22 protein-coding genes and 1 tRNA gene are annotated in these 21,257 nt (G+C 58.5%); 10 read left to right on the top strand and 13 right to left on the bottom strand.

Annotated elements, in window-relative coordinates; genetic code table 11:
• Positions 1-23 precede the first annotated feature (23 nt).
• Positions 24-1,226, bottom strand: coding sequence for an aromatic ring-hydroxylating dioxygenase subunit alpha (locus ACEQZY_RS10650; protein WP_370154165.1), 1,203 nt, complete (start codon positions 1,224-1,226; stop codon positions 24-26).
• 87 nt (positions 1,227-1,313) lie between these two features.
• The gene (locus ACEQZY_RS10645; RefSeq protein ID WP_341704387.1) at positions 1,314-1,649 is read right to left on the bottom strand and encodes a hypothetical protein; all 336 of its coding nucleotides are present in this window, start codon (positions 1,647-1,649) and stop codon (positions 1,314-1,316) included.
• Positions 1,650-2,031: 382 nt separating this feature from the next.
• On the opposite strand from ACEQZY_RS10645, the gene ACEQZY_RS10640 reads away from it, so the two are divergent.
• Entirely contained in the window at positions 2,032-2,508 is a 477-nt protein-coding gene (locus tag ACEQZY_RS10640; RefSeq protein ID WP_370154157.1) for a PaaI family thioesterase, read from the top strand.
• Positions 2,509-2,545: 37 nt separating this feature from the next.
• Positions 2,546-4,351, top strand: a complete 1,806-nt coding sequence (gene lepA, locus ACEQZY_RS10635; protein ID WP_341704385.1) for a translation elongation factor 4 — start codon at positions 2,546-2,548, stop codon at positions 4,349-4,351.
• An 18-nt stretch (positions 4,352-4,369) separates the two neighbouring features.
• Here lepA and ACEQZY_RS10630 read toward each other — a convergent pair whose 3' ends face one another.
• Positions 4,370-4,693, bottom strand: a complete 324-nt coding sequence (locus ACEQZY_RS10630) for a hypothetical protein (RefSeq protein ID WP_341704384.1) — start codon at positions 4,691-4,693, stop codon at positions 4,370-4,372.
• A 100-nt stretch (positions 4,694-4,793) separates the two neighbouring features.
• Between ACEQZY_RS10630 and ACEQZY_RS10625 the strand changes: the two genes are divergently transcribed.
• Positions 4,794-4,884 (top strand) — tRNA-Ser (locus tag ACEQZY_RS10625).
• Between the two features lie 245 nt (positions 4,885-5,129).
• Here ACEQZY_RS10625 and ACEQZY_RS10620 read toward each other — a convergent pair.
• From ACEQZY_RS10620 to ACEQZY_RS10595, 6 genes are all read right to left on the bottom strand, one after another.
• On the bottom strand, positions 5,130-6,800 hold the full coding sequence (locus tag ACEQZY_RS10620; RefSeq protein WP_370154153.1) for a recombinase family protein: 1,671 nt from the start codon (positions 6,798-6,800) through the stop codon (positions 5,130-5,132).
• Positions 6,793-7,272 carry a DUF2924 domain-containing protein gene (locus ACEQZY_RS10615; RefSeq protein ID WP_370154150.1) on the bottom strand — a complete coding sequence of 160 codons (480 nt, stop codon included), beginning with the start codon at positions 7,270-7,272 and terminating at the stop codon, positions 6,793-6,795. Before ACEQZY_RS10615 ends, ACEQZY_RS10620 begins: the two co-directional genes overlap by 8 nt.
• Before the next feature lie 145 nt (positions 7,273-7,417).
• The gene (locus tag ACEQZY_RS10610) at positions 7,418-8,344 is read right to left on the bottom strand and encodes a ThiF family adenylyltransferase (protein WP_370154147.1); all 927 of its coding nucleotides are present in this window, start codon (positions 8,342-8,344) and stop codon (positions 7,418-7,420) included.
• On the bottom strand, positions 8,331-8,846 hold the full coding sequence (locus ACEQZY_RS10605; protein ID WP_370154144.1) for a hypothetical protein: 516 nt from the start codon (positions 8,844-8,846) through the stop codon (positions 8,331-8,333). Before ACEQZY_RS10605 ends, ACEQZY_RS10610 begins: the two co-directional genes overlap by 14 nt.
• Positions 8,843-9,052: a hypothetical protein gene (locus ACEQZY_RS10600; protein WP_370154141.1), complete on the bottom strand. Its 210-nt coding sequence runs from the start codon at positions 9,050-9,052 to the stop codon at positions 8,843-8,845. Before ACEQZY_RS10600 ends, ACEQZY_RS10605 begins: the two co-directional genes overlap by 4 nt.
• 119 nt (positions 9,053-9,171) lie before the next feature.
• Positions 9,172-9,879, bottom strand: coding sequence for a multiubiquitin domain-containing protein (locus ACEQZY_RS10595; RefSeq protein WP_370154138.1), 708 nt, complete (start codon positions 9,877-9,879; stop codon positions 9,172-9,174).
• Positions 9,880-10,063: 184 nt separating this feature from the next.
• On the opposite strand from ACEQZY_RS10595, the gene ACEQZY_RS10590 reads away from it, so the two are divergent.
• Genes ACEQZY_RS10590 through ACEQZY_RS10575 form a run of 4 tightly spaced genes read left to right on the top strand, consistent with a single transcriptional unit; the run spans position 10,064 to position 13,215 of the window.
• The gene (locus ACEQZY_RS10590; protein WP_370154135.1) at positions 10,064-10,273 is read left to right on the top strand and encodes a ribbon-helix-helix protein, CopG family; all 210 of its coding nucleotides are present in this window, start codon (positions 10,064-10,066) and stop codon (positions 10,271-10,273) included.
• 7 nt (positions 10,274-10,280) lie between these two features.
• Entirely contained in the window at positions 10,281-10,925 is a 645-nt protein-coding gene (locus ACEQZY_RS10585) for a hypothetical protein (RefSeq protein ID WP_370154132.1), read from the top strand.
• 12 nt (positions 10,926-10,937) lie between these two features.
• Complete coding sequence (locus tag ACEQZY_RS10580; protein ID WP_370154130.1) at positions 10,938-12,131, top strand: helix-turn-helix domain-containing protein; 1,194 nt, start codon at positions 10,938-10,940, stop codon at positions 12,129-12,131.
• Position 12,132: 1 nt separating this feature from the next.
• Positions 12,133-13,215, top strand: a complete 1,083-nt coding sequence (locus ACEQZY_RS10575; RefSeq protein WP_370154127.1) for a beta family protein — start codon at positions 12,133-12,135, stop codon at positions 13,213-13,215.
• Here ACEQZY_RS10575 and ACEQZY_RS10570 read toward each other — a convergent pair.
• Positions 13,172-13,726, bottom strand: coding sequence for a sce7726 family protein (locus tag ACEQZY_RS10570; protein ID WP_370154124.1), 555 nt, complete (start codon positions 13,724-13,726; stop codon positions 13,172-13,174). The genes ACEQZY_RS10575 and ACEQZY_RS10570 overlap by 44 nt on opposite strands.
• A gap of 1,502 nt (positions 13,727-15,228) precedes the next feature.
• Here ACEQZY_RS10570 and ACEQZY_RS10565 point away from each other — a divergent pair.
• Entirely contained in the window at positions 15,229-15,567 is a 339-nt protein-coding gene (locus tag ACEQZY_RS10565) for a helix-turn-helix domain-containing protein (protein WP_370154122.1), read from the top strand.
• Between the two features lie 51 nt (positions 15,568-15,618).
• On the opposite strand, the gene ACEQZY_RS10560 is transcribed toward ACEQZY_RS10565, so the two are convergent.
• The 3 genes from ACEQZY_RS10560 to ACEQZY_RS10550 all read right to left on the bottom strand — a co-directional run bounded on the left by ACEQZY_RS10560 (position 15,619) and on the right by ACEQZY_RS10550 (position 19,058).
• Entirely contained in the window at positions 15,619-16,182 is a 564-nt protein-coding gene (locus ACEQZY_RS10560) for a DUF5681 domain-containing protein (RefSeq protein WP_370154119.1), read from the bottom strand.
• The gene (locus ACEQZY_RS10555) at positions 16,175-17,599 is read right to left on the bottom strand and encodes a site-specific DNA-methyltransferase (protein WP_370154116.1); all 1,425 of its coding nucleotides are present in this window, start codon (positions 17,597-17,599) and stop codon (positions 16,175-16,177) included. The genes ACEQZY_RS10560 and ACEQZY_RS10555 overlap by 8 nt, the downstream gene beginning before the upstream one ends.
• 502 nt (positions 17,600-18,101) lie before the next feature.
• Positions 18,102-19,058 (bottom strand): NAD(P)H-dependent flavin oxidoreductase, encoded by a 957-nt coding sequence (locus tag ACEQZY_RS10550; RefSeq protein ID WP_370154113.1) that lies wholly within the window; start codon positions 19,056-19,058, stop codon positions 18,102-18,104.
• A 207-nt stretch (positions 19,059-19,265) separates the two neighbouring features.
• Here ACEQZY_RS10550 and ACEQZY_RS10545 point away from each other — a divergent pair, with 207 nt between their 5' ends.
• Together ACEQZY_RS10545 and ACEQZY_RS10540 are read left to right on the top strand one after the other, a co-directional pair.
• Entirely contained in the window at positions 19,266-20,408 is a 1,143-nt protein-coding gene (locus tag ACEQZY_RS10545) for an acyl-CoA dehydrogenase family protein (protein WP_370154110.1), read from the top strand.
• A 39-nt stretch (positions 20,409-20,447) separates the two neighbouring features.
• Positions 20,448-21,233: an enoyl-CoA hydratase/isomerase family protein gene (locus ACEQZY_RS10540; protein ID WP_370154108.1), complete on the top strand. Its 786-nt coding sequence runs from the start codon at positions 20,448-20,450 to the stop codon at positions 21,231-21,233.
• Positions 21,234-21,257 lie beyond the last annotated feature (24 nt).

The following is a 21,257-nucleotide window of genomic DNA, read 5'->3' as shown; positions in this document are numbered from 1 at the left end:
GCCGGGGCTGACGGGTGGAATGATCAGCCCGGCCGGTCGATGATGCCGGTCGTGCCCAGCCGCGCGTCCAGCGCGGCATGGAAATGCCGGATGCCGGCCTCGTGGCGGCCATAGACCAGGGTGCGGTTGGCGCCCGAGGCCATGCCGATCTGCGCCTGCTCGGCCACCTGCAGGTCCTCGGCCTGGAACACGCCGCCCTCGATCATGCGGAAGGACCGCTGCCAGTGGGCATCCTCCCGCTCGTCGCGCGGCGCATGCGGCGTCAGCATCACATGGCAGATTTCGGTCTCGTCGGCGGCCAGCGGAAACAGTGTCAGGATGCTGACATAGTCGGGATGGATCACCAGCACGGTATTGGGGAACAGCAGATAGGCGAAGCTGGCATGCAGGCGGTCGTTCCACTGCGCCTCCGGCAGGCCGGCGATGGTGCCGAATTCCTGCCGTGCCACGGCGGAGCGGGTATGCGGACCGATGCAGTCCATCACCGCCATCGCATCCAGGAAGAAGGGGCCCACCGTGTTCCGGTGCAGCCGCACGACATGATAGCTTTCGAGGAAGGCGTCGATCACCAGCTTCCAGTTGGTGCGCCGCCGCGTCACCGCGCGGGCATAGGCATGCAGCCCGGCAAAGCCGAATACGGCGAGGTCGGCATCCAGCCCCTGCAGGAAGCCATCGATATCCGTCGCGCCGGCGCCGGCCGCATCGGCCTGCGGGATGCCGAAGATCACGCCCTCGCGCACCGCCAGCGGAACTGGCGTCAGGCCGCGCGTCGCCGGATCGAGGCCGGGGAAACTGTCGGCCAGCGGCACATGTTTCAGCCGCCCGTCGAGATCGTAGGTCCAGTGATGATACGGGCAGGTGAAGCCGCTGTGCCGCTGCACGCCCAGCGCATTGTCCCGCTCGCCGCGATTGCACAGGCGGGTGCCGCGATGGCGGCAGACATTGAGGAAGCCGCGGATCTCGCCGTCGCGGCCGCGCACCAGCAGCAGGGGGCGGTCCGGCAGGTCGGCCACCAGGGTGTCGCCCGGTTTCGGCAGCAGCGCGGCATGGCCCAGCACCTGCGGCAGGCGGCGGAAGACAGCCTCCATCTCGGCGGAGAAACGCTCCGGCCGCCAGTAGATGTCGGCCGGCAGCTCGAAAGGCTGCGCGGCGGCGAATTCGGCGCGGTCGCCCCGCACCATGGCCAGCAGGCGGCGGAACTGCGCCAGATGCGGCGCGTATTCCATGGCGTTCCTCCCTGAACGCGGTTTTTCTGCCGTTCAGGGAAGCACAGCGGCGGCCGATGTCCAGCGCAGAATCCGGGAGACGTGGCGTCAGGCGTCCCGGTTTTTCAGGCGCCTGACATCGTCGAGCTGGCGGCGCAGGGCGGCGATGGCGTCCTGCTCGGCCGGCGTCAGCCCGTCGAGCGTCGTGCGGTCGAGCAGAACCGCCAGCGCCTCGCCGATGCGGCCGAGCTGGCGGCCGTAGGAGCCGACCTCGTCGAGGATGCGGCGCTCCAGCCCCGGATCGGCCGACTGGCCGAGGCTGATATTGACCAGGCCGAACTGGCTGGCCTTGGGCTGGAAAAACCAGGTCCAGGGATTGATGGTCTGGCTCACATCGCCCGAGAGCGGGAAATGCAGGTCGAGCGGCAGGCGGATATCCGGCATGGCGGGCCTCCTCGGAAAGGGCTGCCGGCAGGCTAGGCCGGCGCGGGGCGGCCGGGCAGGGGAATCCGCCGGCCTGCACATAAATGTATGCATCTCTTGAATTTTGCCAAATCTGTTCCATATATGTTCATATCATCAAGCTTCGCAATCATCAGCTGTTTTCCGGCACAATCCGTACTGGCACAAGGAGAACGAACCGTCACGAACCGCGACGAACCGCCCTGAACCGGGACGAACCGTTCCGAACCATCGGGAACCGGGACGAACCGTCGGGAACCGCCCCGAGCCGCCGTGAGCCGTCCCGGGCGGACTTCGTTGCCGGCCCCTGTTGCCCGGCCGGCTTCGTTGCCGGCCCCTGTTGCAGGTGCTAAAACCCCGGCCCATGAACGCTCCCCAGATTCCAGGCGCAGCCGGGCCGGACGTGCCGGCCGGCATGAAGCAGCTCGATTTCATGGGCTTCATGGAAGTCAACGGGCCGCTCTGGGGCCGGCTGGACCCGGAAGACGGCCTGCCGGTGATGGGGTTCCGGGTCGAGCCGCGCCATTGCAACCCGATGCAGATCTGCCATGGCGGCATGCTGATGACCTTCGCGGACATGCTGCTGGGTTTCACCTGCGTGGTGGCGGCCGGCGGCCGCAAATTCCTGCCCACCGTGAACCTGGCCGGCGACTATGTCGGGCCGGCGCCGCTGGGCAGCTGGGTGGAGGGCAAGGGCCGGCTGGTGCGCAGCACGCGCAATCTCGGCTTTGCCGAAACCCTGATCACCGCCGACGGCGCGCCCTGTCTGCGCGCATCGGGCATCATGAAGATTCCGGCGCAGGAAAGCCGCGAGGCCGACATCCTGCAGCTGTTCCGCTGACCTTCGTTTTCCTCTTTCCGATCCAGAGCACCGCACCGTGGCGACCGACCTCGAGCTGATCCGCAACTTTTCCATCATCGCCCATATCGATCATGGCAAGTCGACCCTGGCCGACCGCCTGATCGAGGCCTGCGGCGGTCTGGAAAAGCGCGAGATGACCGCCCAGGTGCTCGACAGCATGGAGATCGAGCGCGAGCGCGGCATCACCATCAAGGCGCAGACCGTGCGGCTGAACTACACGGCGAAGGACGGCAGGACCTATGTGCTGAACCTGATGGACACGCCCGGCCATGTCGACTTCGCCTACGAGGTGAGCCGGTCGCTGGCCGCCTGCGAAGGCTCGCTGCTGGTGGTGGATGCATCGCAGGGCGTGGAAGCCCAGACCCTGGCGAATGTCTATCACGCCATCGATGCCGGCCATGAGATCGTGCCGGTGCTGAACAAGATCGACCTGCCGGCGGCCGAACCCGACCGCGTCAAGCAGCAGATCGAGGACGTGATCGGCCTGGATGCCTCCGATGCCGTGGAGATTTCGGCCAAGACGGGCCTCGGGATCGACAGGGTGCTGGAGGCCCTGGTCACCCGGCTGCCGGCGCCGAAGGGCGACCGCGCGGCGCCACTGAAGGCCCTGCTGGTCGATTCCTGGTACGATGCCTATCTGGGCGTGGTCGTGCTGTTCCGCGTCATCGACGGCACCATCCGCAAGGGCATGAAGATCCGCTTCATGTCGTCGGGCGCGGTGCATCCGGTCGAGCGGGTCGGCATCTTCAATCCCAAGCAGACCATGATCGACGAACTGGGGCCCGGCGAGATGGGCTTCTTCACGGCCGCCATCAAGGAGGTGGCCGATACCTCGGTCGGCGACACCATCACCGAGGACAAAAGGCAGGCGGCCGCGGCGCTGCCGGGCTTCAAGCCGTCGATCCCGGTGGTGTTCTGCGGCCTCTATCCGATCGATGCGGGCGCCTTCCCGGAACTGCGCGAGAGCCTCGGCAAGCTGCGGCTGAACGATGCCAGCTTCCATTTCGAGATGGAAAGCTCGGCCGCGCTCGGCTTCGGCTTCCGCTGCGGCTTCCTCGGCCTGCTGCATCTGGAGATCATCCAGGAGCGCCTGATCCGCGAGTTCAACCTCGACCTGATCACCACCGCGCCCAGCGTCGTCTACCATGTCTACAGGACCGACGGCACGATGGAAGAGGTGCACAACCCGGCCGACATGCCCGATCCGATGCTGATCGACCATATCGACGAGCCGTGGATCAAGGCCACCATCATGGTGCCGGACGAGCATCTGGGCAGCATCCTCAAGCTGTGCGAGGAAAAGCGCGGCCGCCAAGTCGAGCTGACCTATGCCGGCAACCGCGCCATGGTGGTCTACCGCCTGCCGCTGAACGAGGTAGTGTTCGATTTCTACGACCGCCTGAAATCGGTCAGCCGCGGCTATGCCAGCTTCGATTACCAGATGGACGGCTACGAGGCCGGCAACCTGGTCAAGATGACCATCCTGGTGAATGGCGAGAATGTCGACGCGCTCGCCACCATCGTTCATGCCGGCCGGGCCGAGACCCGCGGCCGCCAGCTCTGCGAGCGGCTGAAGGAACTGATCCCGCGGCAGATGTTCAAGATCGCCATCCAGGCCGCCATCGGCGGGCGCATCATCGCCCGCGAGGACATTTCGGCCCTGCGCAAGGACGTGCTGGCCAAATGCTATGGCGGCGACATCTCGCGCAAGCGCAAGCTGCTGGAGAAGCAGAAGGAAGGCAAGAAGCGCATGCGCAATGTCGGTAATGTCGAGATTCCGCAGGAAGCCTTCATCGCTGCCCTCAAGATCTCCGACCAGTAGGGCCGAAGCAGCGCCGGTTCACGCAAGGGCGCCGAAGCGGCGCCGGCGGCTCGGCGGCCGTTTGCGGAAGATCACCAGCAGCAGCAGGCCGGGGATGCCGAGCGCGAGGATGGCCGGCCAGGTCAGGATGGTGATGACGCCCGGGTCCCAGATTTCCGGCAGCAGCCAGCGCTGCACCACGGCCTGCAGCAGGTTCAGGCTGCCGGGGTCAAGCCGGTACCAGAATTCGCCCAGCGCCGAGAGCACCAGCGTGCCGTTCTGCAGCCAGCCGAGCCCGTCGGCCCCGGCCGCCAGCAATGCCAGCGCCATCAGAATCCAGCCCAGAATCCGCCCCAGCAGCACGGCCCGTTTCCCCGCAAATCGGCCTGTCCTGACGGGACTTTACGCAATTCTGCCTGCCGATTGCAAATTCGTGTCCGGCGGGTATAGTGCCGCCCGCGCCGGAGGGATGGCCGAGTGGTCGAAGGCGCACGCCTGGAAAGTGTGTATACCTCAAAAGGGTATCGTGGGTTCGAATCCCACTCCCTCCGCCACCTAGTCAGCCCCTGGAGAACAGGTTCTCCGTGGGACGCCAAATGATCAAACATTCCGCGCGCTTTGCGCATATATGGCCTCGGAGATCGACGCTTCAGGGCGGCATTTCGGCCGTCATTGGCTGGCTGAATGGCCGGTTTTCTCCGGACCCCACCCACGAAGTCTCGTTTTGAATTTCCGCCGCTAAACGAGCGCGGGCCATGCGTTGCACGAGCCATATCATTCTCCAGCTTTTCAGTGAGGATCAGGCGGCCGTGAAGCCGAACATGCGCCGCTGGTCGGCCCAATTCGGTGGAATGGTCCGCATCATGTCCTTGAGCATCAGGGTCTGCGGCTGGCGGCCTTCGAGGATGGCCTCGGTGATGTCCGGCGCCAGGTAAGCCATCCTGATGATGGCCGACACGTAGCCTCGTGTGAGGCCACCGGCTGTGGCAATCTCATTCAGGGATCTGACCTTGCCGGCATGTAGCTGCCTGGTCCAGGCATGTGCCCGGACCAGCGCCTTGATGAGCGCCGGATCGCGGCGAGGCTTTTCATTACCTGTTTGTCCATCATTGATGATCAGCTTCGTCTCACTGCCGATCCGACGGAAGTTGGCTTTGAAGGTCATGGAGTAAATCTGCTCCTTTGACCCCCGAGCTCGGCCGACATCACCCAGACCGCAGGCGACGGCAAGGCCAATCTTATCGATCTGGAGAGTCAATTCCTCCTGGCCGACGATGACTTTATGGACGATGCGTTTAAGTACATCTGCGGCCTCTTGGGGCGATCCCGTCAGTGTCTCGCGAGCCTTGAGCCTGTGCCCTTTGGTCAATCCGTCGGTATTCAGAATCTCTGCCAATCGCTGCGGTGAGTTCAGCACGACCATAAGGCGGTCGATGATGAGTTGCTCCAGGTCTCCTGCAGCCACACGGATCGCGCGCAGATCCTGTCCATGGTTTTTTGCCGGTCCAGAGACATAATAGCGGTATCGCAAGCCGTTCTTGTTGGTATGGCTGGGAGAGAGGCGACGACCATAGTGGTCATAGACTAGGCCAGCCAGCAGGCTGGGATCCAAAGTCCGGCTCTTGGTGATGTGGTCCCGACGATTGGTCGATATCAGGGCCTGGACTTTGTCGAAGATATCCTGGTCGACAATGGCGGTGTGTTCACCAGGGTAAGATTTGCCTTTATGGACGGCCTCACCGATATAGGCGCGGTTCTTGAGGATGTAGTAGAGCATGCCCCGGGTATAAGGCGTGCCGCCCATCTCCCGGCCGGTCTTGCTGACGCGTGCCTTCGTCTTAATGCCATCCCGGTCCAGTTCAGCCTTGAGCAGGGAGGCATTTCCGAGTCCCAAATAACGCTCGAACATCCACCGCACAAACTTAGCGTCAGTCTGGTTGACCACCAGCTTCCGGTTATCCAAGTCATAGCCCAGTGGAATATTGCCACCCATGAAGATGCCTTTGCGGCGGGAGGCGGCGACTTTGTCCCGGATGCGCTCGCCCGTCACTTCACGCTCAAATTGCGCGAAGGAGAGCAAGACGTTCAGCGTCAGGCGTCCCATGGAGCTGGTCGTATTGAACTGCTGCGTGACCGATACAAAGGACACGCCTTTCTTATCGAAGATCTCCACGATCCTGGCGAAGTCAGATAGCGACCGCGTCAGCCGATCTACCTTGTAGACCACCACGACATCGACCAGGCCCTTCTCAATATCCTCGAGAAGACGTTGCAGGGCGGGGCGGTTCATCGTCCCGCCTGACAACCCACCGTCGTCGTAACTGCCTGGGATCAGCGTCCAGCCTTCATGCCGTTGGCTTTGTATGAAGGAGGCGCAGGCCTCACGCTGGGCGTCGAGCGAGTTGAAATCCTGCTCTAGCCCTTCTTCGGAGGACTTACGGGTGTAGATGGCGCAGCGCAGGTTAGGCATCGACGGACGCTCGCGGGCGAGCAACCTTCTTCAGCCCGAAGAAGACCGGGCCGGACCAGCGGGTGCCAGTGATCTCCCGGGCTATCTCAGAAAGGCTGTCGAACTGCCTGTTTTTGTATGCGAAGCGTTTCTCGAGTACCGTGACCTCGTGACGCTCGCCTTGCCATTCCCGTACCAGCCGTGTGCCCGGCTTGATGCGGATGGGGGCGTTGCCACCTATCTTGCCAGACAGCTTCAGATCGCCGGTGAGCGTGTCGATCTGTCGCTGAAGCTCCCGCGGCAAGCCCCCGAATTCTGCAGCCTGGAGCTCCCCGGCCAAACCTAGAACCAGAAGTTCTCGACTAACCTGTTTGGGGAGCTGAACGGGCCATTTTCGATGCCATCGTTGCTTTAACTGCGCTGTCGACAGCTCTTCAAGTTTCTTGATTTCGGCCGCTGTGCGGCCCTTCTGACCTCGAGCCGAGTCCAGCATGTACGGCCCTCCTTTGAGGCCCATACACGCTTACCGTGGCCGACATAGCCAGCGAAATGTGCTCTGATAATGACCTAAGTACTTCATAGACTTCGATTTCCGTCGTGTTTCTTGGCCCGTGGAAGACGCTGGTTAGTCACTCTGTTCAGTCGCGGGAGAAAATGCCGCGTATCCAAGCCCAGAGCTGGCCAATCTTGGATACCCAAGAGTCGCTCCGTTGAGGCTGTTCTTCGAGAATTGCGGGCTTGTCTCGCTGGTCGAGGTAACGGCGCACATCGAACATCGGGTCGCCGACCGCTTTGGCCGGGTAATGGGGGCACGGCTTACCCCGCCGCCGCGACAGGCGGTCGGACGGCATGATCGTCCCCAGGTTGGCGTCGTAGGCGAAGTAGGCACTACGCAGCGGGTCTCGCGTCCAGGGTGTGATCAGCTGCACAACGAGACCAACGGCGGTGGACGCCAGCACGCCATTCGGCCAGACGACCTGGGGCCGGCTCCCTGCGGCACCATAGCGCTGCGCCTCCGCCTTTAATTTCTCGTCGGTGATCAGCTGAAGGCATCGCAGGCAGGGCTCCCCCGGAGTCGACAGCACGACCTGACCGCTCACCAGGCTCTCCCAAGTGTCCGGTAGCGCCGTCACATCCATGCCCATGTCGATGTAGGGGATCATGAAACGACGACAGAAGGACTCGAGCTCGTCCTTCGAGCCGACATGGTCGAGGCCGCCGACAATTATATTACAGCCTTTCAGAAGATCTCCGGCCTCCTGCCACTTGGCGCGGCGCATGACGATCTGCGCTTTCGGGTTCACCGCGCGGATGACGCGCGCAGCAATCTCTATCTTCGAACGTTCGGCTCCCACGTCGTCTAACGTACCGCCGACCAGCCGGTTGAGATTGGTTAGGGTGATGATGTCATCGTCGAGAAGGACGAAGCCACCAATCCCCAGGTGGGCCAGCTGTTGGACAACATGCGAGTTACCACCGCCCAGGCCGACCAGGCCGATGGTCGCTGCCGCCAGCCGTGCATCGCTTTTCGTGCCGAGGAAACTCTGTCGATCAAGCCAGCTCATAGGTCCCCCATTCGCGCTGCAGCGGCGCGTCAACGCGTTGGAATTGATCGATGATCACCGGCGGTCGATCGCTGGCGAGCCACAGGAGGCCATGGGCGGCGTCGTTGCTGAGAACCAGCAGGCCGTGTGGCATACGTGGAGTGGTTTCGAAGAAGCCGGGGACGAAGGCCATGGCGCTGTCGAGGTCAACCCCGCTGAAGCTGGGTTTGCCTTGGCCGCCGTGGGTGTGGACGTGCAGTAGCGCTGCCGCAGGCCGGTACGCCGATTGCACCGCCTTGCGCATTGCCGCCGAGCCGATCTTGGCTCCAACCTTACGGTCGATCTCGTAATCCTCGTCGGCGACCGGCGTATAATCTCGGACGAGCAGAAGCAAGCGGTCGCCGAGATCGGCGGCGCCGGCCGTGAAGAAGCCGACCCGCTCGTAGGCGAAGGGGTGTGGTCTGTGCAGGTCGTGCCTAACGGTATCGAGCAGCCGGCCATTGATCTTCAGGTGTATCGTCATTGCAGTGGCCTCAAATGCGCGCCCAGGATTTCGTCCCAGGCAAGCTCGGGATCGACGCCGTTCCACGACATGGTGTGCCAGATGGCGCCGAGGATGTTGTGCGTGGTCCAGTTCTGGCCGCGGGTGGGGAAGGGCTTCGATAGGAAAAGGCGAGATACGTAGCCACCGTGCTGACGGGGGCAGAGCAGGCCATTGACCGTCTCCACCCCGCCCGCATGCTCGACCCGAAGCTCCGGAAGATGGACGAGCGGCTGCCCGCCATCTTCATGGAGCTCAGCTCGGCGACAAATCCGACGAAGCTTGCGCAGTTCTGACGTCGGATCTCTCACGACGAGTGCCCCGCCGGCGGGTGGGAGGAGAACTCCATGCCCTCGCGAATCTTGATAAGCTCGCCCGGCTTCAGCTCGCGAAACTCGCCGTCTCGCTCGATCAGGTCGAGGAGATAGCCGGCTGGAGCCTTGAAGATCGCGATCAGCTGCTCGGTCGTATAGACGCCTCGCTCAAGTTCGAAGGGCGCTTCTTTGTAGTAGACCGTCACCGTCTTGGGCGGGCGGCGCAGCATCAACCGCTCTACGCCTTTGGCGGCCAGGTCCACCAGGTCATTGTCCTCGAACACGACATCGCCGTCCTCGGTGTCGAGGACCAGCATCTGATCGTCGCTAGCCTTGGCCAGGAACTTGATGTGCTTGGCTGCCAGCTTCGCCTTGGGCCATTCCATTGACAGCCCCTCCACCGTGAAACGGTGGAGATCGTCGCCGCGCATGATGAAGAAGCGCTCGACACCCTCCTCCGCCAAGTCGACGGCTTCGGTGGGCCGGATCGACTCCAGTTCGCCCGAGCGCAGGTGGCGAAGGATGACGAAAGCCTCGATCGGGTGGGCGCCGGCGGCTTCAGCGATCTGCGCGCCGACCACCTTCCGGTCGTCGAAACGTACGCGACGGAACTGGAAGTCCTTGTCGCTAACCTCGACCGAGAAAACGCCGGCGGCATCTCGGTCGAGGACACTCTCCTCTGTGGGGGCGAGTTGGGTCATGGGGTAGTTACCTCTCGGGCTTAGGGCCATGTTCGGCCGGGTCGTGGAGGTGGCCTGAATGCCATCCTTGTCCATATAAATAATAGCTAATAAATAGCTAGTCAATAGCTAAATTAAAGCTATAAAGCGTTGACAAAATCCCTAAGTTTGTGTAATGTCCGGCCTTGCCAGCGAGGAATGTGTGATGGAAAAGAAAACAATGACGCTCAATCTCAGCGCCCAAGAGATGGAGGTTGTTGACCGTCTGGCCGAAGATAAGGGGCTGTCAAAGACAGCCCTGCTTCGCCAGGCACTACGGCTTTATCAGTCCATCTGCTTGCGGTTGGAGAATGGTGAGAAAGTGTTCGTTGAACACCCGACCACCAAAGAAAAGGCGGAACTGATGGTCCTGTGAGGCCATCATGTTGTTGGGCATATATGATGTTCTGAATCAGGAGATTGGCTCATTTGAGCCAGCCGAGTTGCACTCGCCTATTGGGGAGAGCAACGTCCGCGACTATTCAGATCATTGGCGCCCAGCATTTGAAGAGCGAGTTCGGCATCTGCGCACTCAGGGCGCGTTGGCCTCAGGGATGTCGGAAGAAGGCCTGCAGGCGGTACTGGGGAACAACGATCTCCAGGATGCGCACTGGCAATGGGCCCATAAAGTCAAAGAGCGAGCTTCAACTTTGGAGTGGAAATCCTTTGCTGTAGAGGCAGGAGGGATGACCCAGGCGTTGATGTTCGTTCGGCTGAGTGGATTCGCCCTAGAGCCGACGCAGAAGAATTTACCATTAGCTGGCATCGATCTTCTCGCGACGGCTCCTTGGAATCGCCGGCGGCTCGCGGCGACTCCAAAATACAAAGGACTCGGCAGGCTGCTGATGGCTGCCGCAATCAGTCTAAGTGCTGACGAAGAATTCAAAGGGCGGATCGGGCTGCATGCCCTTCCGCAGGCAGAGACCTTCTATCGCGATGTTTGCGGTATGACGGATCTGGGAATCGACCAAACAAAAATGCGGTATTTCGAAATGACAGAAAGCCAGGCGATGGCTTTCCTTAAGTGACAGGAGGAGCAGATGCGAATGCTAGTCTCGCGGGAGTGGCTCCGAAAGAAAATCGAGGCCGAGCCCGAAGCCGACGTGGAAGCCGGCCCGCCCATAGAGGTGCTGGACGATATTGGTATGTTTTTATCAACAGATGTCGTTGCGGCGTCTGACGCTAAATCAGAACTTAAGGAAGCTCTCCCCCAACTATTAATTAAGGCGCGAATTCGGAAGGGGCTCACTCCAAAAGATTTGGCGAAGGCTCTCGGATTAAAAGAACAACAGATTCGAAGATACGAAGCAGACGAATATAGGGGTGCCAGTGTCAAGCGGCTCCGTGAGATCGCCGCTGCCTTGGGAATAGATATCAAGGAAACATCCAGTCTCCATGCGCCGACCGATCCCACTTTTGCTTGGGCGGATTTTCCTGTGCGGGAGATGAATAAAAGAAAATGGTTTAATGATTTTAATGGAACAACTGCTCAGGCGGTTGCGCGGGCAGATGTCCTGGTTCCTACATTTCTGAGGAGCGGGAATTTATTGCAGCCTGTTGCAATGTTAAACAAACAGAATGTTCGTAAAGGCAGTGCGTCCAACCCGTTAGCTTTACTTGCTTGGCAAGCACGAGTTTCTTTCTGTGCGTCTCAAGAGACGATACCGGCATACAGGCACGGCTCCATAACATCTAATTGGGTGAAAGAACTCGTTTCTCTTTCCGCCAAACAGGACGGGCCAGCATGTGTAAAACCATACCTAAACTCTTTAGGAATCCATTTCTTTGTTGAAGAGCATTTACCTCAAACTCATTTGGATGGTGCTGTGTTCGTGAGCGCTGAAGGTCAGCCAATTATTGGCATGACTATTCGTCACGACCGTCTTGATAATTTTTGGTTCGTCTTGCTCCATGAGGTGGGGCATGTGGTTCAGCATTATGATTTGTTAAAAGCAGCACCCATATTTGATGAAGATATTGAAGGAGAAGATAAAGATTTAATTGAGGATCAGGCTGATGAGTATGCTCAGGAAGCCCTGATCCCAAGTTCCTATTGGAACGAGGCGCTTTCTAGGTTCTTTCCATCCGACGATACAATCGTCGCTGACGCTGCGGCATTAAAAATCGCTCCAGCAATTATTGCTGGGCGTATTAGGCGTGAGCAAATGAAGTATACAATTTACACCAAGCTTATTGGACAAGGTGAGGTTAGAAAACTTTTCAATAGGGGGTAGCATGTTTAATCATAAGCATTACGTCCCAGTCTTAAAATGGCGGCAGGGAGAATATCTCGCGCTGTCAAAGTTAGGGAAATTAGAAAAGTCAAAGATCACTCCTGTACTCGACATACCGCCAGTTGAGTGGGACTTTGAAAAAGGCGAGCACGCAAAAACAATAGACCGTCATCTAGAGACTTTTGGTGCACGGTTAGAAAAAAATTGGGGCACGCGACCGATCTTCGTAGATCTAAAATTGGTCGATCAAAAAATGATAATGAGTGATGGAACACATCCCATTACTCGCGTTCATAAACTTTCAGTGGACAAAAAGTGTAATTGCATTTTTGTAACCGGATTAAATCGACCGAATGACTATCAAGTTGCACTGAAATCAATTGTTCCCGCGACTGATGGATTGGCTATTAGGCTCAACCCCAATCACTTTGCGGATGTAAAGTTGCAAGAAAACCTAGAGACTCTTCTTAATTTTCTGGGGGCGAAAAGTAAGCCTGTCGATCTAATTCTCGATTTGCTGTCTCCCTCGTTTCAGCCGCTCGCCGGCTTTACCGCTCTTGTGATAAATCAATACAATAAGTTACTAAGCTTTCGTGATTGGCGAACGGTTACAATTGCGGCTACGGCATTTCCTAAAACGATGGCGGGTATAAATCCGGGTGTTTTTAAAGTGGAACGCTTGGAATGGACGTTCTACAAGACTCTTGTTGAAGCCTTAGGTGGAAAAGGGCGTTTACCTACCTTTGGAGATTACTGCATCGCTCATCCTGAACTTCCCACTGAAGATCCTAGAAAATTTAAGCCGGCCGCAACCGTGCGATATACCTCCGACGGCAGCTGGCTGATATCAAAAGGGACCACTGTTCGAAAGAAGGATGGTTTCAAACAGTATCGTCAGCGCTGCGAAGAGATCGTCGCCAGATCTGAGTTTAGGGGAGCTGGGTACTCAATGGCAGATCAATACATTTCCGACTGTGCCGAGGGGAAGGCTTCAACAGGAAATCTGACGACATGGAGGTGGGTTGGTACAAACCACCACATTACGAATGTGACTGAAGATCTCGCCAAGTTTTTCGCTGCCTAATCTTTTCGGAAACCAACAACTGTAAGATTTCCAAGCGGCAGCTAAGGACCAGGGCCTCACATAATATCCATTTAGGACGGCGGAGCAGTTTCGCATCTGCTCCGATGCTGTCTAAAATTGATACAAGCTCTGGCCGCCAAAGCTGCGCCGCGATCGCCAACGGTGATACGGACCTATTGCGAGCTGCTGGACGATCTTCAAAAAGTAAAGCCGACCCAGCTGCTGATGGCTCAACAACAATAATTCCCCAAAACGAAGGTAAGATAGCTTTTGCCTTCGTATAATGGCGCTGGGTCGTAACGAGGCTGGTATGATCCATTACGGATGAATACGCATCGATCTGCGCAGGGAGCCGTCTTAAAGAATCACCATCACCTTTAATTTCGTATCCTTGGAAGCAGCCATTAATGACGGCGATATCTACTCTTGCTTCACCGCCTTCTAAGCCCCATTCATCAATAACAATGGAGTTTGGATCCTCGTGATGCTGTTTCAACCAACTGCGATGCATGCTGGAGCGAATCAGCGAATCGCTTAAGTTCCCTGCGGCTGATCGGCCTACCGGCATAGTAAGTACCTAGAAATCTCAAGGAATGTTCGAGAATAAGTACCCCAAATAGCAATAAGGGTCTAATCCAAAAAAATGCCTATTTTCTGCGGATAATTCATTTCTCTGAGTCCGAAACGTAGAGTGAGGCAAGTTACAATCTTGCCGGTCCCGGCTCCACCGTATGAAGGCGAATTTTAGAAATGAGCCTCAATCCATACGAACATATCAATCCTAAATACTCGGCCGTCCTATCCAAAGCCCGCCGTGAAATGATGCGTTTCGAAGCTGCCATGATCGGCGATGATCTTCGTGACCATGCTGAAAATTTCTGCATCACCATACACTCATTTCGGGACCTATTTTGGGTTATGAACCGAAACGCCATATGTAATGCTTATGGATTTCACGGTCTCTTCGCCAAATTCTCATACTTGCACTGGATTCGGCGACATCCACTGCTCCCGGCGGTAAAGGTTTGCAGTGAAGTAATTATAGGTAAGAGAAATCTATTCTCACTCGATGAGTGGAAATCCCCAGAAGCCACTATGATAGGAAGTCGGAGGTCAGAAAGCCTAAAAGCTCAATTGACATTCGAGCAAGCTGCCTTGGAGCTACGCCTGTTTTCCAGTATGGAGAATGAGCTTCTAACTGACTTGCGTCGCTAAGTGACTACAGGGCCAGATCTGATACTTCCGAAGCGCCAGTCCAACACCAAAGCGAAAAGTTATCACGTGATCAGATCCTAGCCGATGTTACTTCTTGGCATCGGGCACGAAACGCAACTCGCCACTGCTGCCAGTGCGAGGCTCCATGATGCCAATGCGTCGCCCATCGCGATCATACACAATGTACGAGCCAGCGCGCCCAGTCATTGGTACATATCGATGGCCACTGCTAAGTGATGGCTTCGAGCGCGGAACGCCGTCGCTCGCTAGGCCGATGTTGGACCAAGAGCAGGCTATGAATGTTCCCGCTGCCATCCTGCCAGCGCGCTTAAGGCAAAAAGCAAAGGCCTCCTGCACGTTACTGGAACGATTTGTTGTTTACATACATTCGGACAGGACGGTCGCCTCCAGGCGCTCTTAGCCAAAGGCGAGATACCCCTGTGAGGAGGCTGTAGTCGTCCATAGTTCCTGTGACGCCAGCCTTCAAGAAGATACAACCTTGGACTGCCTGCATCCATTTGGCGTCTTGGGCGTTGATGGCCCGGCTCATTTCATCCATGGCGTCTTTAGTGGCGCACGCAGGCCATCCCTCCTTCAGCTTGTAAACGGTTTGTGCCAGCGCCGGAGCAGATACTAAAAGAAGCCCCATCCATACAATTTTCCACATAGCAACCCTCTAATTTCCCTGCATAATTTCATCAAATAAAGAACCATAGTGCGTATTTAGTCAACTAGAAGAATATCAGTCACTGTCACCGAATCGGTCTGACCGGTAACCCTCCGCATCGGAGGCTACCTTTGGCGACTCTCAAGCAAATTTTCGGGGCAAATCTTCGTCAGGCCCGCCGAGTAAAGGGCTGGACCCAGGCTGCTTTGGCTGAAGCCGGCAACCTGTCTCTGGATATGATTGGGCGCCTTGAACGAGGGACGGTAGGGCCATCGTTCGAAACCATCGAGATCTTAGCTAAAGCCTTGAATGTCTCGCCGGTAGGATTATTCACCGGACAGCTGGTAAAGGCCGGCAAGGCTGCTGATCGAGCGCAAGTCCTGAACAAAATCGCGATGCAGCTCAGCAACGCTACTGATGCTGAGCTGCGCCGGATCGAGAAGGTGATTTCTGCATCGTTAGATTCCTAGCGAAAGCGAAATCGGTTGGCTCTGCTGCCAAGGCGTGGTTGACCAGTCCATCTATTCATCCGCAGATGAATGATTAGCCTTAAGCGCACTGATGGCATCATCGCCTGTGTCCGTTGCCGGCGTGCCGTCAGTACCACTTTCCAAAGGCGCCGCCGCGGGAGCCGTATCTGAAGCATCGGTGGAAGCAGCTGCTTCCCCTTCTTTCTTTTCTGCCCAGGCGAAGACTTCATCAAGGGATTTTTTAATCTCTTCAGTCCAGACGAAATTGCTATCTGGCAGCAAGCCGCCGGATTTAACAGGCCTGATGACTTCATGCTTGACTGCAGTCTGCCGCGCCTGCAGCCAGATCTTCCAGGCTTTGGCATCACCGCTCAGTGCCGCCTGTCGGATTTTCAGCCATACGGCCTGCTCGGCTGTCACTGTTGTCTTCTTCCCGTTGAGCTTGATCGTGACCAGCTCAGAGGCGACGGCAACATAGGCCGACTCGTTGATGCTCAACGGCGTTTTCTTAGGGCGCCCCTTCTTGTTACCACTCTGCCCCGGTTTGAACTTGGTCTTCTGAGGCGGCACGCCATAGCCAACCTCGTAGCTTTTGCCGTCGGATGCCTTAGACATGGACAGGCTCCGTGCCGCTCTCAGTGTCGCCGGCCGCAGAAGTGTTATTGGGCTTGCGCGGAGACGCCGCTTTCATTTCGGCATAGGTCAGGCCCGTTTCAGTATGGATGGCCTCATGCCCGGTCCAGGCCTGCCAGCGTTCGATGGCGGTATCGACGTAGAGCGGGTCCAGCTCAATCGCACGCGCGATCCGCCCAGTCTTTTCGGCTGCGATCAGAATCGTGCCACTACCAGCAAAGGGATCGAGCACAATACCATTGCGATGCGAGCAGTCACGGATGGCATCCGCGATCATGGCGACGGGTTTGACCGTCGGGTGAAGACTAAGATCCTTAATGCCCCCTTTCTTGAAGGTATTCGCACCCGGGTACTGCCAGACATTGGTGCGGTAACGACCCTTCTCGCCCAAGCCAAAATTGTTGATGTGCGGAGAGGTGCCGTTCTTGAAGACAAAGATCATTTCGTGTTGGGAACGATAGAAGGTGCCCATGCCGCCCACGCCTTTGTTCCAAAAACAAAGATTTTTCAGTTCGTCAAAGGCCTTACCCGCGTCGAGAACATGGCGCATGTGGCGCCAGTCCATGAAGATGTAAATGATTGCCCCGTCCTCACTGTTCTCCACCATGCGGTTGAAGGCGGAGCGCAAGAATTCCACGAACTCCGGATCAGACATTTCACCGGATGCCATGGGAAATTCCCGATGCTTGATCTTGCCCGCACCGCCAACATGGCCCTGAATGGGAACGTTAAAGGGGGGATCAGAAATCACCATCTGGGCTTCATCCCCGCGCATGAGAATGTCAAGGTCATCACGCTCTAAAGCGTTGCCACACAGCAGGCGGTGCACCCCAAGCTCCCACAAGTCCCCAAGCTTGGACACCGGAGGCCTGACAGGCACGGGCACCGTGTCGTCAGGATCCGGCTTCGCCTTCGGCGCGGGTGAGTTCCCCAACTGGATCTGGTCGATCTCAAAGGTCTCGAAGCCCGTGAGCTCGACATCAAAGTCGAGTTCCTGGGTACACAGGAAATCCAGCTCAATGGCCAGCTGCTGTTCATCCCAGCCGGCATTGGTCGCAACCTTGTTGTCCGCCAGCATGTAGGCGCGCTTTTCGGCCGGCGTCAGATGATCCACGAGAATAGTCGGAACCGTTTCAAGGCCAAGTGCCTGCGCCGCCATGAGACGACCATGGCCAGCCAGGATGACGCTGTCTGCATCGATCAGGATCGGGACGAGGAAGCCGAAACGCTTAATGCCGGCTTTCAGCTGGCTGATCTGCTTGGGCCCGTGGGAACGAGCATTGTGCAGCGACACCTGCAGACTACTGAGCTGGCGCTGCTCGATGGCGCTGACGTGAGGCGACGCATGTACGGAGGTCGCACTGGAGGGCTTTAACGTGTGAGTTACCTTTACGCTCATGACGCATCACCTGCCTTTGCCGGCGTCGATGCGATGGAGCCTTTCTCCAGGGCACCAACGACAGCGGTTGAACCACTGTCGCCGACGATGCCCTCCTTGGCGGTATCGGTAACGAGGTGATGGATAGACAGATATGCCCTATCCTGACAAGGGGCACCCGATGATGGCTACTCATCGCACAGGCCTGATCAAATACGACGGGCCGCCATTTTTGATGATTTTGACGTGAATCAGGATGGATTTGGCCGATTTTTGAGAAATTTCGGCAAGTGCGGGCAGACCATTTTTTATTTTCTCGGTGGCTGGGCCACACGCCTTTTAACGCACCACCAGATGGCTGTTCTTGTCGATCAGGAGTGCGACTGGTCGATTCGAGCCTCGGCTATGGGGGCAGCTTGCGGCTGTGTTTTTAGCGTCGTCTTATTTTCCGTATTGAAACGGTCTCCGTATGAGCTGCCACCGCATGGCATGCCCCAACCTCTGCCACCAGCATCAGGTATGGCTAAGCGGCGACACTCGGCTGCCTGCCCGCAATGCTGATTAACCGATCGGTTGCTGCCCGATATTCGCGTTCCATCCGCGTGATCAGGTCGGCGACACGTGGAACATCGTGGATCGAACCGACACCCTGACCGGCACTGAGGATATCGCGCCAGCGCTTCGGCTCGCCCAGAACATCGCTGACATTCATGCTGCCCACTTGGCCACCGGCGCGCAGGTTGCCGGTGGTTGGCAGAGTCTGGCGCAGCCAGTTGGCGCCGACGCCATCGACTTCGGCGGAGTAGATGATGTCGTTGATATTCGACTCGATGATCAGCTGCTTCATCTGCGCCGAGGCCATGCTTTCCGCCGTGTTGATCAGGCGGGTCCCGACATAGGCGATATCCGCACCCGCAGCGATGGCGCCGGCGATGCTGCTGCCGTCTCCAATGCAGCCCGAGAGGATCAGCGTCTTGTCGCCAAGGATTGGGCGCAGTTCGCCGATGAAGGCGAAAGGATTGTAGACACCGGCATGGCCGCCGGCGCCGTTGCAGACGGCGATGATGCCATCGACATTCATTTCCAGCGCGCGACGGGCATGCTGCATGTTGATGGCATCGTGGAACACCAGGCCGCCATAAGCATGCACCGCATCGGTAACCTCGCGGGTGATGCCGAGCGCCGTGATCAGGATCGGCACCTGATATTTCACTGTCAGCGCCATGTCTTCGGCCAGGCGGGCGTTGGTGCGATGCACGGCGAACTGCACGGCCCAGGGTGCATCGGCCGGCGTCAGTCGCTGGCGGATGTCCTTCAGCCACTCCTCGTAGCCGGCCGTGGTGCGCTGGTTGAAGCTGGGGAAGCTGCCGATTACGCCGGCCTTGCTGGTTTCCACCACCAGGTCGGGACCGGAAATCAGGAAAAGCGGCGAGGCCAGTACGGGCATGCGCAGGCGCTGGGCCAGTTGGGTCGGCAGCATTTGTATCTCTCCCTGTATGACGGATGCCCGCCACAGATATGACTTATAAATAATATTATTTACTTAAAAGTCAAATTGACTATAGTCGAGACAATTCCCGCCGGATGCCTGCATCCGGGCCTGCTGCATGCCGGCCGGCCCGGTAGGACGATGGCGACAGCTCGGGCCGCAATGGCCGGCTGCAAAAAAATGAATGGAGGGAACTCGATGGCTGCCAGTGAAATCGACAGCGAACTGGTCGAAGGCGTGCGCCGCTTCGTGCAGAAGCGCATCGCTCCTCATACCGCGGTCTGGAATCGCGATGGCCAGGTGCCGGACAGCGTGCTGGCCGAAATGGGCGAGATGGGCCTGTTCGGCCTGCTGTTGCCGGAGGCGTACGGTGGTTCTGGCTGCAATCTTTCCACTTTCATTGCCGTGATCGAGGAACTGGCGGCCGGCGACGGCGGACTGTCCACCCTGATCCATGTGCATGGCTTGGGTACCGCCATGTTGCTGGCGCGGCTGGGCACAGAGGCACAGAAGCAGGCCTGGCTCGGCAAAATGGCCAGCGGTGAGACGATTGGTGCCGTTTGCCTCACCGAGCCGTCAGCTGGTTCCGATCTTTCCGCCATCACCGGGCGGGCGACGCGCGCCGAAGGCGGCTGGGTGCTCAATGCCGAGAAGCAGTTCATCTCCAACGGCGCCCGGGCCGGTCTGGCGATCGTGCTGGCGGTCACCGATCCGCAGGCCGGCTCGCGCGGGAAAACCTTCTTCCTGGTGCCGAGAGGCACGCCTGGATTCACACCCGGCAAACCCGAACGCAAGATGGGGCAGCACACCTCCGATACCGTGCAGATGCATTTCGAGAACTGCTTCGTGCCGGATGACATGGTTCTCGGCGGCGTCGGTGAGGCTTTGCCGCTCACCATGGGCCTGCTGTCGGATGGCCGCATTTCAGTGGCGTCACAGTCGGTCGGCATGGCGCGGGCCGCCTATGAACTGGCGTTACAGTATTCGCGTGAGCGCACCGCTTTCGGCAAGCCGATCTTCGATCACCAGGCGGTCGGCTTCCGACTGGCCGACATGCATGCCGCCATCGATATGGCGCGGATCTATACCCGCCATGCCGCACGTCTCTTCGATGAAGGGATAGAATGTGCGGTCGAGGCCTCTGTCGCCAAGCTGAAGGCCGCGGAAATGGCGGAGAGAGTCTGCTCTGATGCCATCCAGACTCATGGCGGTAACGGTTATCTGAATGACTATCGCGTTGAGCAGATATCCCGCGATGTGCGGGTCTGCCAGATTTACGAAGGCACCAACGATATCCAGCGGCTGATCATTGCGCGCCGAATCCGTGAGCAGCAGATTTAACTGTCTGGAGCAGTTTAGGCCAAGATTGGGGAACGCGGCATGACCGGCAAACTGGTGACTTTCGAGCGCAAGGGCGCAGTGGCGTGGCTGACGTTGACGCGACCCGAGGCCGGCAACGGCATGAATGTCGCGCTGCTGACCGATCTTGGTGAGGCGGTGCGGCGCTGCGAGGCAGACGCTGATATACGCGCGGTGGTGCTGACTGGTAGTGGGCGCTTCTTCTGTGTTGGCGGCGATCTCAGCGGTATGCGAGATCCAGCCGAAACCGCGCTCAGCATCCGCACCATGACCCTGCATCTGCATGGCGCTATCGCCGCGCTCGCACGGATGCGGGCGCCAAGCATCGCTGCGGTGAACGGCCCGGCCGCCGGGGCGGGGTTCAGCCTGGCACTGGCCTGCGATTTCCTCATCGCATCGGACACCGCACAATTCGCCTCGGCCTATGCCGCGGCCGGGCTTTCCGCCGATGGTGGACAGTCCTGGACGCTGCCGCGCCGCATCGGTTCACAGCGTGCCCGCCTGATGATGCTGCAGGGCCGCAGGGTGCCGGCAGCCGAAGCGCTCGACTGGGGTATTGCCGATCAGGTAGTTGCCCCCGATCAGCTGACCGTCGCCGCCACCCAGATGGCGGAAAACCTGGCCAGCGGGCCGACCGCTGCTTTCGGCCGCATGAAGAACCTGTTGGCCGATTCAGATTGCACCAGCCTTGAAACCCAGCTGGAGCTGGAAGCGCGCGGCATCGCAGCCTGCGTCGATTCAGCAGATGCGCAAGAGGGCATCGCTGCCTTCGTGGAAAAGCGCAAGCCGGTATTCCAAGGCCGGTAAACCGTTTCAGCCTCGGAAGGCGAC

The organism is Ferrovibrio sp. (genome assembly GCF_964218355.1).
GTDB lineage: Bacteria > Pseudomonadota > Alphaproteobacteria > Ferrovibrionales > Ferrovibrionaceae > Ferrovibrio.
Note: the sequence above shows the minus strand (reverse complement) of the source record. Positions and strands in the feature narration are given on the sequence as shown.

Coding starts and splice junctions, on each gene's coding strand:
- ACEQZY_RS10650 (WP_370154165.1), bottom strand. CDS start 1,226: ATGGAATACGCGCCGCATCTGGCGCAGTTCCGCCGCCTGCTGGCCATG.
- ACEQZY_RS10645 (WP_341704387.1), bottom strand. CDS start 1,649: ATGCCGGATATCCGCCTGCCGCTCGACCTGCATTTCCCGCTCTCGGGC.
- ACEQZY_RS10640 (WP_370154157.1), top strand. CDS start 2,032: ATGAACGCTCCCCAGATTCCAGGCGCAGCCGGGCCGGACGTGCCGGCC.
- ACEQZY_RS10620 (WP_370154153.1), bottom strand. CDS start 6,800: ATGCCTAACCTGCGCTGCGCCATCTACACCCGTAAGTCCTCCGAAGAA.
- ACEQZY_RS10615 (WP_370154150.1), bottom strand. CDS start 7,272: ATGCTGGACTCGGCTCGAGGTCAGAAGGGCCGCACAGCGGCCGAAATC.
- ACEQZY_RS10610 (WP_370154147.1), bottom strand. CDS start 8,344: ATGAGCTGGCTTGATCGACAGAGTTTCCTCGGCACGAAAAGCGATGCA.
- ACEQZY_RS10605 (WP_370154144.1), bottom strand. CDS start 8,846: ATGACGATACACCTGAAGATCAATGGCCGGCTGCTCGATACCGTTAGG.
- ACEQZY_RS10595 (WP_370154138.1), bottom strand. CDS start 9,879: ATGACCCAACTCGCCCCCACAGAGGAGAGTGTCCTCGACCGAGATGCC.
- ACEQZY_RS10590 (WP_370154135.1), top strand. CDS start 10,064: ATGGAAAAGAAAACAATGACGCTCAATCTCAGCGCCCAAGAGATGGAG.
- ACEQZY_RS10585 (WP_370154132.1), top strand. CDS start 10,281: ATGTTGTTGGGCATATATGATGTTCTGAATCAGGAGATTGGCTCATTT.
- ACEQZY_RS10580 (WP_370154130.1), top strand. CDS start 10,938: ATGCGAATGCTAGTCTCGCGGGAGTGGCTCCGAAAGAAAATCGAGGCC.
- ACEQZY_RS10575 (WP_370154127.1), top strand. CDS start 12,133: ATGTTTAATCATAAGCATTACGTCCCAGTCTTAAAATGGCGGCAGGGA.
- ACEQZY_RS10570 (WP_370154124.1), bottom strand. CDS start 13,726: ATGCATCGCAGTTGGTTGAAACAGCATCACGAGGATCCAAACTCCATT.
- ACEQZY_RS10560 (WP_370154119.1), bottom strand. CDS start 16,182: ATGTCTAAGGCATCCGACGGCAAAAGCTACGAGGTTGGCTATGGCGTG.
- ACEQZY_RS10555 (WP_370154116.1), bottom strand. CDS start 17,599: ATGAGCGTAAAGGTAACTCACACGTTAAAGCCCTCCAGTGCGACCTCC.
- ACEQZY_RS10550 (WP_370154113.1), bottom strand. CDS start 19,058: ATGCTGCCGACCCAACTGGCCCAGCGCCTGCGCATGCCCGTACTGGCC.
- ACEQZY_RS10545 (WP_370154110.1), top strand. CDS start 19,266: ATGGCTGCCAGTGAAATCGACAGCGAACTGGTCGAAGGCGTGCGCCGC.
- ACEQZY_RS10540 (WP_370154108.1), top strand. CDS start 20,448: ATGACCGGCAAACTGGTGACTTTCGAGCGCAAGGGCGCAGTGGCGTGG.